Here is a 10,626-nt window from a genome sequence, read left to right as displayed (position 1 = left end):
CCCTTCGCCGGCGATGGGCGAGACGGAGACGCCGTGGTTGGAGCGGGAATAGGCGCCGGCGAAGCCGCGCGAGGTGGCCAGCGCGATGTGGCTGCGCGACCAGGAGGCGCCCGCACCCTCGGAATTGGTGATGCCCTTGACCGCGAGGGCCGCCTCTTCCGCCGCGGCGGCGCGGGCGAGCAGCGCCTCGACGCCGGGCTCGGCCGGATCGTCCATGTCGAGCGGGGCGGAATCGGGCGGCGGCGGCGCGTCGGGGATGGTGGAGAAGCGATCCTCGGGGACGACGCGGGCCATCGCCACCGCCTGTTCGGCGAGGCGGGAGAAGCCTGCGGGGTCGATCGCGCCGGAGGAGACGATGGCGCTGCGGCTTCCCACGAAGACGCGCAGGCCGACCGTGTCGCTTTCGGCGCGCTCGATCTCCTCGACCTTGCCGAGGCGGCGGCCGACGGAGAGCGAGGTGCCGGAGCCCATCAGCGCATCGGCCTCATCGGCGCCGGCGCGCTTCGCGGCGTCGAGCAGGGCGTCGAGCAGGTCGAGCCGGTTCACGCCGCCAGCCTCTCAATGATTTTCGGCATCTGCGGCACGCGGCCGACCGGGCCGATCGCGGCAAGGGTGGGCTTGGCGCGGAAGATGCGGGTGGCGACGTTGGTGATGTCGTCCACCGTCACGGCGTCGATCTTCGCGACGGTTTCGGCGGTCGGCACGATGCGGCCGAAGATCTGCCACTGGCGGGCGATCTGCTCGCAGCGGCTGCCGGTGCTTTCCAGCGACATCAGCAGCCCGGCCTTGACCTGGGCGCGGGCGCGGCGGAGTTCGGCCTCGGAGACGCTCTGGCGAACCTTGGCCAGCTCGCCGAGGGTGACGGGGACGAGTTCGGCCGCCTCGGCCTCGCCGGTGCCGGCATAGATGCCGAACAGCCCGGCATCGCGCGCCGGCAGGGCGAAGCTGTAGATCGAGTAGACGAGGCCGCGCTTCTCGCGGATTTCCTGGAACAGGCGCGAGGACATGCCGCCGCCGAGCAAAGTGGAGAGCAGCATCGCGGCGTGGAAATCGGGATCGGCGTAGCCGACGGCGGGGAAGCCGAGGACGAGATGCGCCTGGTCGAGATCGCGCAGCTCGCGGTATTCGCCGCCGGCATAATCGGCCGGCAGCGGCTCGGCGCGCGTCGCGGCCGGCAGGTCGGCGAAGTGCTTCGCCACGAGATCGACCACGCGGGCGTGTTCGAGATTGCCGGAAGCGGCGATGACGAGGTTCTCGGGCGTGTAGTGCGCCTTCATGTAGCGGCGCAGCGCGTCCGGCCCGATGGCGCGGATGATCTCCTCGGTGCCGAGGGTGGGCCAGCCCATCGGCTGGTCGGGATAGGCGGCGAGCTGGAAATGGTCGAACACGATATCGTCCGGCGTGTCGTTCGCCTGGCCGATCTCTTGCAGGATGACGCCGCGCTCGCGCTCGAATTCCGCCGGATCGAAGGTGGAATGGCAGAGGATGTCGCCGATGATGTCGATACCGAGGGAGAGATCCTCCTTCAGCAGCTTCACGTAATAGGCGGTCTGCTCGCGCGAGGTGTAGGCGTTGATGTGGCCGCCGACATCCTCGATCGCCTCGGCGATGGCGGCGGCACTCCGGCGCTCGGTGCCCTTGAAGGCCATGTGTTCGAGGAAATGCGAGACGCCGTTTTCCGCCGCCGTCTCGTGGCGGGTGCCGACGCCGGCATAGGCGCCGAAGGAGACGGTCTCCACCCGGTCCATCCGTTCGGTCAGGATGGTCAGGCCGGAGTCGAGTTTCGTCACCTGCACTGTGTCACTCATGCATCGTTCCTGTGCGCGAAATGGCGGACCAGGGTCTCGACCTCGCCGAGGCTGTTGCCCGCGCGTACGAAATGTTCCTGACGATCATATAGGTCGTCGAGCCGCGGCGGCAGCCCCGGGCGGATGCCGATCGCGCGATGCATCGCCTCGGGGAACTTGGCGGGGTGCGCGGTCGCCGCGGCGATGACCGGCACGCCGACCGGGGCGGCGGCGCGGGCGGCGGCGATGCCGATCGCGGTATGCGGGTCGGCGATGTAGCCTGACTCGGCGCGGATGCGGGCGATTTCGGCAAGGGTCGCCGCATCGTCGAGGGCGAGGCCGGCGAAGTCGCGCCGGACCGACTGCCAGACCTCGCGGGAGACCTTCATCGTGCCGCTGGCGCGGAAATCGACCATGGTGCGGGCGGTCTCCGGCGCATCCCTGCCCAGCGCCTCGAACAGGAGGCGCTCGAAATTCGAGCTGACCTGGATGTCCATCGAGGGGGAGACGGTTTCGACCACGCCGGCGGTGCGCATGTCGTTGGCGGCGAGGAAGCGGGCGAGGATGTCGTTCGCGTTGCTGCCGACGATGAAGCGCTCGATCGGCAGGCCCATCTGGCGCGCCGCCCAGGCGGCGAGGATGTTGCCGAAATTGCCGGTCGGCACCGCGACGGCGACCGGGCGGTCCGGCGCGCCGAGGGCGAGGGCGGCGGCGGCGAAATAGGGGATCTGGCCGGCGATGCGCGCCCAGTTGATCGAGTTGACCGCCGACAGGCGCAGCTCGGTGCGGAAGGGCGCATCGGCGAACATCGCCTTCACCAGGTCCTGGCAGTCGTCGAACGTGCCGGAGAGGGCGATGTTGAGGACGTTGCGGGCCTTGACCGTGGTCATCTGCCGGCGCTGGACCTCGGAGGTGCGGCCTTCGGGGTGGAGGATGGCGATGTCGACCCGCAGGCGGTCGCGGCAGGCCTCGATCGCGGCGGAGCCGGTATCGCCCGAGGTGGCGCCCACGATCGTCACCCGCTCGTCGCGGGCGGACAGGACATGGTCGAACAGGCGGCCGGCGACCTGGAGGGCGAGATCCTTGAAGGCGAGGGTCGGGCCGTGGAACAGTTCCAGCACGAAGAGCGAGGGTTCGAGCTGGACCAGCGGGACGACCGCCGCATGGTCGAACCCGCGATAGGAGGCGCGGGTGATGGCTTGCAGATCGTCGAAGCCGATGGCGCCGCCGGTCATGAACGGGGCCATGACGCGGGCGGCGAGCTCGGCATAGGGCAGGCCGCGCAGCGCGCGCCATTCCGCCGGCGAGAAGACCGGCCAGGTCTCGGGCACGAACAGCCCGCCATCCTCGGCCAGCCCGGCCAGCAGGACATCGTCGAATTCACGGGACGGGGCCGCACCGCGGGTGGAGACGTAGCGCATCGGCAGGTCGTTCCTGGAAAGGCGTCAGCGTGCGGCGCCGCGCGCGGCGGCGCCGCTGCGGATCAGGCGTTGGCGATCGTCTCGCCGTCGTCCTGGGCGCGGCGGGCCTGCCAGAGGCCGACGAAATCCACCGGGCCGAGCATCACCGGCGGGAAGCCGCCATCGCGGGTGACATCGGCGAGGATGTTGCGGGCGAAGGGGAACAGCAGGCGCGGGCATTCGACGAGCAGCACCGGCTCGATCTGGTTGTCCGGAATGCCGGTCAGGGTGAACACGCCGGCATAGGACAGGTCGGCGATGAACACGGTGAGGTCCTTGCCGCCCTCGGCGCCGTTGCCGCTTTCGGCCGGGGCCGGATGGGTCGCTTCCGCGCGGGTGGTCAGCGTCACCTCGTAGACATGGGCGTCGTCCTGCAGGCGCTGGACCTGAACGTCGAGGTTGATGTTCACGGTCGGAGCCTGGCGGAGGAGCGTATAGATCGCCGGCGCACCGGGAACCTCGAAGGACAGGTCCTTCGTGTACTGGATGTTGAGCGTGAGCGGCGCGATCTGCGTTTCGGACATTGGTGGTGGCTCCATTTGACTGATGGCCCGCCTAGCACAGGGGCGCGTTTGGTGCCAGCATGACGCGACAAGGAGCTTGCGCCATGACCAGGAGCGTGTTCATCGACGGCGAGGCCGGAACGACCGGCCTGCAGATAGTGGAGCGGCTGCGGCGGATGCCCGGCGTGGCGTTGCGCAGCCTCGACCCGGCGATGCGCAAGGACCCTTCCGCGCGCCGCGCGATGATGGAATCCGTGGACCTCGTGGTGCTCTGCCTGCCGGATGCGGCCGCGCGCGAGGCCGCCGCCATGGTGGAGGGAATGGGCAGCGCCGCCCCGCGCCTGCTGGACGCCAGCACGGCGCACCGGACCGCGCCCGGCTGGACCTACGGGTTCGCCGAACTGGCGCCGGGACAGGCGGCCGCCATCGCCGCGGCGCCGCGCGTCGCCAATCCGGGCTGCTACGCCACCGGCGCCATCGCCCTGCTGCGGCCGCTGGTCGATGCCGGATTGCTGCCGGAGGATCATCCGGTCGCGATCAACGCGGTGTCGGGATATTCGGGGGGCGGCAAGGCGATGATCGCCGATCACGAGAGCGCCGGCGGCCCGCCCTTCGAGCTCTACGCGCTGTCGCTCAACCACAAGCACCTGCCGGAGATCGTCGCCCATGCCGGGCTGACGCGGCGGCCGATCTTCGTCCCTTCGGTCGGGCATTTCCGCCAGGGCATGCTGGTCTCGATACCGCTGCATCTCGACACCCTGCCCGGCCGGCCGACCGCGCGCGAGATCGGCTCGGCGCTGATGGACCGGTATGACGGCGGCGGGCAGGTGGTGGTCCGCAAGACGCCCTGCGAGCAGCGGCTGGAGGCGGCGGCGGCCGAAGGTTCGGACCTGATGGAGCTGTTCGTGTTCGAAAACGAGGCCGAAAGCCAGGCGGTGCTGGTGGCAAGACTCGACAACCTGGGCAAGGGCGCCTCGGGCGCGGCGGTGCAGAATATCGGACTGATGCTCGGGCTGAACGCGAACCGGGAGGTCCGCGCCGCGGCGCACGCCTGATCTTGACCCGCCGCACGGCGCCGCCCACGATGGGCGCCGAGAGGAGGGCAAACCGATGCGCCTTTTCATCGCCCTCGATCTGCCCTGGGAGATCCGGCAGACCCTGGCGGGCTTCGCCTTCAACCTGCAGGGCGCGCGCTGGGTGCCGGCGCAGAACATGCACGTGACGCTGCGCTTCATCGGCGAGGCCAGCCGGCTGCAGGCCGAGGAGATCGATCACGCGCTCGCCGCGATCCGCGCGCCGGGGTTTCCGCTTACCCTGGCCGGGGCTGGCTGGTTCGAGAAGGGCGGCCGGGTGACCTCGCTGTGGATCGGGGTGGACCGCAATCCGGCGCTGCTGCACCTGCAGTCGAAGATCGAGACCGCGCTGCGGCGGATCGGCCTGCCGCCGGAACGCCGCCGCTACGCGCCGCACGTGACGCTGGCACGGATGGATCTGCCGGTGGGACCGCGCTTCGCCGAATTCGTGCAGAGCCACAATCTCTACCGCTCGCCGCCGATCGAGGTGGGTCACATGACGCTGTTCAGCTCGCACCTGAGCGACGACCATCCGGCCTATACGGCGGAGGTCGAATACGAACTCGGCGTGGCGCCCGCGCCCTGAGCGGGGGCTGACGAGGATCGGGATGGCCGCAATGAAAACGGCCCGGATCGGTGATCCGGGCCGTTCTGCGTCACGCCGGGGGCGGCGCCACTTCGTCAGGCGGGAGCCTGCATTACTTCATCGTCGGCATCACGAATTCGGCGCCGGCGCGGATGCCGGTGGGCCAGCGGGTCGTGATCGTCTTGAGCTTGGTGTAGAAGCGCACGCCTTCCGGCCCGTGCATGTGGTGGTCGCCGAACAGCGAGGCCTTCCAGCCGCCGAAGGAGTGGAACGCCATCGGCACCGGAATGGGCACGTTGATGCCGACCATGCCGACCTGGATGCGGTGGGCGAATTCGCGGGCCGAATCGCCGTCGCGGGTGAAGATCGAGGTGCCGTTGCCGAATTCATGGGCGTTGATCATCCCCGCCGCCTCGTCGAAGCTGCCGGCGCGGACCACCGAGAGCACCGGGCCGAAGATTTCCTCGCGGTAGATCTTCATCTCCGGGGTGACGCGGTCGAACAGCGTGCCGCCGATGAAGAAGCCGTTCTCATAGCCCTGGCGGCGGAAATCGCGGCCATCGACGACCAGTTCGGCGCCGGCGGCGATGCCCTCGTCGATATAGCCCCGCACCTTGTCGAGATGCTGGCGGGTGACGAGCGGGCCCATCTCGGCCTCGGGGTCGGTGCCCGGGCCGATGCGCAGGTCGCGCACGCGGGGGGCGAGGCGCTCGACCAGCGCGTTGGCGGTTGCCTCACCGACCGGGACGGCGACCGAGATCGCCATGCAGCGCTCGCCGGCGGAGCCATAGGCGGCACCCATCAGCGCATCGACCGCCTGGTCCATGTCGGCGTCGGGCATGATGATCATGTGGTTTTTCGCGCCGCCCAGCGCCTGGGCGCGCTTGCCGTGGCGGGCGGCGGTTTCATAGATGTAGCGGGCGATCGGCGTCGAGCCGACGAAGCTGACGGCGGAAATGTCGGGATGGGCGAGCAGCGCGTCCACCGCGGTCTTGTCGCCATGGACGACGTTGAACACGCCATCCGGCAGGCCGGCGTCCTTCAGCCATTGCGCGAGCAGCAGGGCGGCCGAGGGGTCGCGCTCGGAGGGCTTGAGGATGAAGCAGTTGCCGCAGGCGAGGGCGACGGGGAACATCCACATCGGCACCATCGCCGGGAAGTTGAACGGGGTGATGCCGGCGACGACGCCGAGCGGCTGGCGGACGGAGTGGCTGTCGATCCTGGTGCCGACATTCTCGGTGACCTCGCCCTTGAGCAGCAGCGGGGCGGCGGTGGCGAACTCGACCACCTCGATGCCGCGCTGCACCTCGCCCTTCGCATCCGAGATCACCTTGCCGTGCTCGGCGGAGATCACCGCGGCGAGATCGTCGATCCGCTCCTCGAGGATGTGCAGGAAGCGGTTGAGGATGCGCGCGCGGCGCAGCGGCGTGGTTTCGGACCAGGCGGGGAAGGCGCGGCGCGCGACCTCGACCGCGGCGGCCACTTCGCTGTCCGCGGCAAGCGGCACCTGGCCGGAGACCTCGCCGGTCGCGGGATTGAAGACCGGCGCCGTGCGGCCGCTGCCGCCGGGGACGAGACGACCGTCGATGAAATGCTGGATCTCGGTGGACATGGAAAAACTTCCTCCGCCTGGTTGCATGGCAGACCCGGCTTTGGCACTTCGAATTCCGCGTATCAACGCGCAGGATTGCGGCATCGATGTGCGTGAAATAACGTCTGACCCGATGAACTGGGACCGGATCCGGATTTTTCTCGCCGTGGCGCGGCACGGCCAGATTCTCGGCGCGGCGCGGCAGCTCCGGCTCAACCACGCGACGGTGGGGCGGCAGCTTTCGGCGCTGGAAGAGGAACTGGGCCCGAAGCTGTTCGAGCGGCATACCGGCGGCTGCACGCTGACCGGGGCGGGCGAGGCGCTGCTGCTCGCCGCCGAGCGGGCGGAATCGGATTTCCTGCGCGTCGGCACGGCACTGGCCGGCACGGCGGAAGCGGTGGCCGGGGTGGTGCGCGTCGGCGCGCCGGATGGGCTCGGGAACTATTTCCTTGCCCGCGAACTCGGCGCGCTGGCGGCGCGGCACCCAGAACTGACCATCCAGCTCGTGCCGCTGCCGCGCACCTTCTCGCTGTCACGGCGGGAGGCCGATCTCGTCATCACGCTGGAGCGGCCGAAACAGGGGCGGCTCGTGGTGCGCAAGCTCACCGACTATACGTTGAGCGTCTATGCCGCCGCGTCCTATCTCGACCGGCACGGGCCGATCCGGCGGCAGGAGGATCTCGCCGGGCATCTGTTCGTCACCCATGTCGAGGAGCTCGCCTATAGCCGCGCGCTCGACTACGCGGCGACGCTGGGGCGGATCATGCGGCGGCATTTCGAATGCGGCAGCGTGGTCGGCCAGATGGAGGCGGTGCGGGCGGGGCATGGAATCGGCATCCTGCACGATTACGCGGCCATCGGGTTTCCCGAGCTGCGCCGCCTCGTGCCTGACCTGCGCTTTACCCGGAGCTACTGGCTGATCGCCCACCCCGACACGCACAAGACAAGGCGGGTGAGCGAGGTGGCCCGGCATATCGGCGAGCGGCTGGGCGCGGCGCGCGGACGGTTCATCGCCCCCTGAGCGGCCGCAAGCCCCGCACCGATACATTCTGCACATGAATGATATTGAGACAGGGCATGTTCATCGAACCGCCACAAGGACCCATCTGCATCTCCGTAAGCCGGCTGCTCCCTGCCGGCGGAAACCGACGGAACGGCCGAAGAGCCTTCCGCGACATGGAGAAGTGCAATGACGAAGACGATCAAGATCATGGCGGCGCTTGCGGGTTTCACGGTGATGACGGCGGGCACGGCGATGGCCGGGCAGATTCCGCTGCAGAGCCAGCCGATCGCCACGGAAGCGGCGCACAGCAACAGCGCCGTGACGTTCGGCAACAGCGCGACCTTGGGCTCGCCGGCCGGCACGCAGACGCCGGTGACGACCTCCCCCGGCTTCACCCCGTTCATGGGCAACTGATGCCCTGACCCTTCGCACCGGCTTCGGCCGGGCAGGGTAACGGAAGGCGGATGCGGCGATGTCGCATCCGCCTTCGCCGTTCGTGGGGCCGGCGGCGTTGATCCCGATCAATGCGGCGGGGCGGGGCGGCGTCCAGTATCGCGGCGTTACAAGCATCGCACATCGCGAGGAGCCGCGACTTGCCGAAATTGCCGTCCCGACCGGTCCGCCTCGTTCTCGTGGCGGTGATGCTGCTTGCCGCCGCGGGCAGTGGCGCGCTCCTCCGCCTCGGCGACGGGCGGAAGAGCGACGCGATGACATTCTACGGCAATGTCGATATCCGCGAGACGATGCCCGCCTTCGAGGTGAGCGGGCGGATCACGCGGATCGCGGTCCAGGAAGGCGCGCGGGTGCGGCGGGGCGAACTGCTCGCCACGCTGGACGACACCAGCTATGCGGCGGCGCTCGCGCAGGCCGAGGCCGCCATGGCGAACCGGAAGGCGACGCTCGCGCGGATGCTGGCCGGCTCCCGCCCCGAGGAGATCGCCCAGGCGAAGGCCACGATGGACGCCCTGAAGGCGCAGGCCGATAACGATGGCAGGGTGTATCGCCGCCTTGAATCGCTGAGCCGGAAGAGCGCCGCGAGCCTTCAGGACCGGGACAACGCGCGGGCCGCCTTCCGCGCGGCTCGGGACCAGTATCAGGCCGCGCGGCAGGCCTATCTTCTCGCGGTGAAGGGGCCGCGTGCCGAGGACATCGCCGCCGCGCGCGCGGCATGGCGGGAAGCCGCCGCAGCCGTCGCCCTCGCCCGGCGCAACCTTGACGAGACGAAGCTGCATGCCCCGGCGGACGGCGTGATCGAGGACCGGATCCTGGAGCCGGGCGACATGGCCTCGCCGGCCACACCCGTGTTCACCATCGCCCTCCCCTCCCCGCTCTGGGTGCGCGCCTATGTGCCGGAGGCGGAACTCGGCCGGCTGCGGCCCGGCATGACGGCCTCGGTGAGTACCGACAGTTTTCCCGGCACGCGGTATCGCGGCTGGATCGGGTACATTTCGCCCACCGCCGAATTCACCCCGCGAACCATCGAAAGCCCGGAACTGCGCACCGCGCTGGTCTACCGGATACGGGTCTATGTCTGCGATCCGCGCGGGCAGTTGCGGCTCGGCATGCCGGCGACGGTGCGGATCGACAAGGCTGCGCCGGCAACCGGGGCGACCGGCTGCTTGCCGGACCATGATGGCGGACGGTGACACGCCGGCCTTGCGCCTCGACCGGGTCTGCCGGCGGTTCAGCGGCGGCGGGCGGGAGATTGCGGCGGTGGACGCGGTCAGCGCCGTGGTGCCGCATGGCGGGGTGACCGGCCTGATCGGCGCCGACGGCGCGGGCAAGACCACGCTGATGCGGCTGATCGCCGGGCTGTTGCGCCCGGATCGCGGCGCGATCGAGGTGCTCGGCATCGATGTGCGGCGCGATCCGCTCGCGGTGCAGGGGCGGATCGGCTACATGCCGCAGCGCTTCGGGCTCTACGAGGATCTGACGGTCCGCGAAAATCTCGACCTCTACGCCGATTTGCAGGGCGTCTCGGCAGCGGAACGGCCCGCACGCTATGCCGAGCTGATGACGATGACCGGCCTCGCCCCCTTCACCGCGCGGCGGGCCGGGCGGCTTTCGGGCGGGATGAAGCAGAAGCTCGGCCTGGCCTGCACGCTCGTGCATCCGCCACGGCTGCTGCTGCTCGACGAGCCGACCGTCGGCGTCGATCCGGTGTCGCGCCGGGAATTGTGGGAGATCATCGACCGGCTGACCACGCATGAGGGGGTGACGGTGCTGTTCAGCACCGCCTATCTCGACGAGGCGGCGCGCTGCCGCGCTGTGTTGCTCCTGCACGAGGGTCGGCTGCTGGCGCACGGCCCGCCGGCGCAGTTCACCGCGCCGTTGGCGGGACGGACCTTTCGCGTCGCCGCACCCGAGGGCGAACGACGGCGGCTGCAGGCGGCCCTCGCCACAGCACCGGGGGTGATCGACACCGTCATCGAGGGACGTTTCGTGCGGGTGGTGAGCGATGCGGCGCCCTGGCGCGGACCGCCGGGGATCGAGGCGCTGCCGGCGGCGCCGCGCTTCGAGGACGGGTTCGTCGACGAACTGCTCCGCCTGCGCGGCGGGGCGGCAACGCCTGCGGCCCCCTCCCCTGCCCCGCCGATGCCGGCGGCCGAGGCGGCGAAGACCG

The 10,626-nt window shown here is 70.0% G+C and carries 11 protein-coding genes; 6 read left to right on the top strand and 5 right to left on the bottom strand.

Features of this window, described 5'->3' with window-relative positions; all coding sequences use genetic code 11:
* The 4 genes from APM_RS04630 to secB all read right to left on the bottom strand — a co-directional run.
* A partial coding sequence (locus tag APM_RS04630) for a PmbA/TldA family metallopeptidase (RefSeq protein ID WP_007422193.1) occupies positions 1-546 on the bottom strand: 546 nt, incomplete at its 3' end.
* On the bottom strand, positions 543-1,808 hold the full coding sequence (locus APM_RS04625) for a pitrilysin family protein (RefSeq protein ID WP_011942488.1): 1,266 nt from the start codon (positions 1,806-1,808) through the stop codon (positions 543-545). The genes APM_RS04625 and APM_RS04630, both read right to left, overlap by 4 nt.
* Positions 1,805-3,208 (bottom strand): threonine synthase, encoded by a 1,404-nt coding sequence (thrC, locus tag APM_RS04620; RefSeq protein ID WP_007422191.1) that lies wholly within the window; start codon positions 3,206-3,208, stop codon positions 1,805-1,807. Before thrC ends, APM_RS04625 begins: the two co-directional genes overlap by 4 nt.
* 62 nt (positions 3,209-3,270) lie before the next feature.
* Positions 3,271-3,771, bottom strand: coding sequence for a protein-export chaperone SecB (gene secB, locus APM_RS04615; RefSeq protein WP_007422190.1), 501 nt, complete (start codon positions 3,769-3,771; stop codon positions 3,271-3,273).
* A gap of 83 nt (positions 3,772-3,854) precedes the next feature.
* On the opposite strand from secB, the gene argC reads away from it, so the two are divergent.
* Both argC and thpR read left to right on the top strand, forming a co-directional pair.
* The gene (gene argC / locus APM_RS04610; protein WP_007422189.1) at positions 3,855-4,805 is read left to right on the top strand and encodes an N-acetyl-gamma-glutamyl-phosphate reductase; all 951 of its coding nucleotides are present in this window, start codon (positions 3,855-3,857) and stop codon (positions 4,803-4,805) included.
* A gap of 55 nt (positions 4,806-4,860) precedes the next feature.
* The gene (thpR, locus tag APM_RS04605) at positions 4,861-5,409 is read left to right on the top strand and encodes an RNA 2',3'-cyclic phosphodiesterase (RefSeq protein WP_007422188.1); all 549 of its coding nucleotides are present in this window, start codon (positions 4,861-4,863) and stop codon (positions 5,407-5,409) included.
* 112 nt (positions 5,410-5,521) lie between these two features.
* Here the strand turns inward: thpR and APM_RS04600 are convergent, their stop codons facing one another.
* The gene (locus APM_RS04600; RefSeq protein WP_007422187.1) at positions 5,522-7,021 is read right to left on the bottom strand and encodes a CoA-acylating methylmalonate-semialdehyde dehydrogenase; all 1,500 of its coding nucleotides are present in this window, start codon (positions 7,019-7,021) and stop codon (positions 5,522-5,524) included.
* Between the two features lie 112 nt (positions 7,022-7,133).
* On the opposite strand from APM_RS04600, the gene APM_RS04595 reads away from it, so the two are divergent.
* From APM_RS04595 to APM_RS04580, 4 genes are all read left to right on the top strand, one after another.
* Positions 7,134-8,021 carry a LysR family transcriptional regulator gene (locus APM_RS04595; protein WP_039887778.1) on the top strand — a complete coding sequence of 296 codons (888 nt, stop codon included), beginning with the start codon at positions 7,134-7,136 and terminating at the stop codon, positions 8,019-8,021.
* 168 nt (positions 8,022-8,189) lie between these two features.
* Positions 8,190-8,417, top strand: a complete 228-nt coding sequence (locus APM_RS04590; RefSeq protein WP_039887776.1) for a hypothetical protein — start codon at positions 8,190-8,192, stop codon at positions 8,415-8,417.
* Between the two features lie 179 nt (positions 8,418-8,596).
* Positions 8,597-9,649 (top strand): efflux RND transporter periplasmic adaptor subunit, encoded by a 1,053-nt coding sequence (locus APM_RS04585; protein ID WP_007422185.1) that lies wholly within the window; start codon positions 8,597-8,599, stop codon positions 9,647-9,649.
* On the top strand, positions 9,633-10,626 hold a 994-nt coding region (locus tag APM_RS04580), incomplete at its 3' end, for an ABC transporter ATP-binding protein (RefSeq protein ID WP_138919162.1). The genes APM_RS04585 and APM_RS04580, both read left to right, overlap by 17 nt.

Source organism: Acidiphilium sp. PM (assembly GCF_000219295.1).
Lineage (GTDB): Bacteria > Pseudomonadota > Alphaproteobacteria > Acetobacterales > Acetobacteraceae > Acidiphilium > Acidiphilium multivorum.
The sequence above is the reverse complement of the archived record's forward strand: the minus strand, read 5'-3'. Positions and strand labels throughout refer to the sequence as shown.

Excerpts from the sequence above, each read along its gene's own strand:
- argC (WP_007422189.1), top strand. The coding sequence starts at position 3,855 with ATGACCAGGAGCGTGTTCATCGACGGCGAGGCCGGAACGACCGGCCTG.
- APM_RS04600 (WP_007422187.1), bottom strand. The coding sequence starts at position 7,021 with ATGTCCACCGAGATCCAGCATTTCATCGACGGTCGTCTCGTCCCCGGC.
- APM_RS04590 (WP_039887776.1), top strand. The coding sequence starts at position 8,190 with ATGACGAAGACGATCAAGATCATGGCGGCGCTTGCGGGTTTCACGGTG.
- secB (WP_007422190.1), bottom strand. The coding sequence starts at position 3,771 with ATGTCCGAAACGCAGATCGCGCCGCTCACGCTCAACATCCAGTACACG.
- APM_RS04595 (WP_039887778.1), top strand. The coding sequence starts at position 7,134 with ATGAACTGGGACCGGATCCGGATTTTTCTCGCCGTGGCGCGGCACGGC.
- thpR (WP_007422188.1), top strand. The coding sequence starts at position 4,861 with ATGCGCCTTTTCATCGCCCTCGATCTGCCCTGGGAGATCCGGCAGACC.
- thrC (WP_007422191.1), bottom strand. The coding sequence starts at position 3,208 with ATGCGCTACGTCTCCACCCGCGGTGCGGCCCCGTCCCGTGAATTCGAC.
- APM_RS04625 (WP_011942488.1), bottom strand. The coding sequence starts at position 1,808 with ATGAGTGACACAGTGCAGGTGACGAAACTCGACTCCGGCCTGACCATC.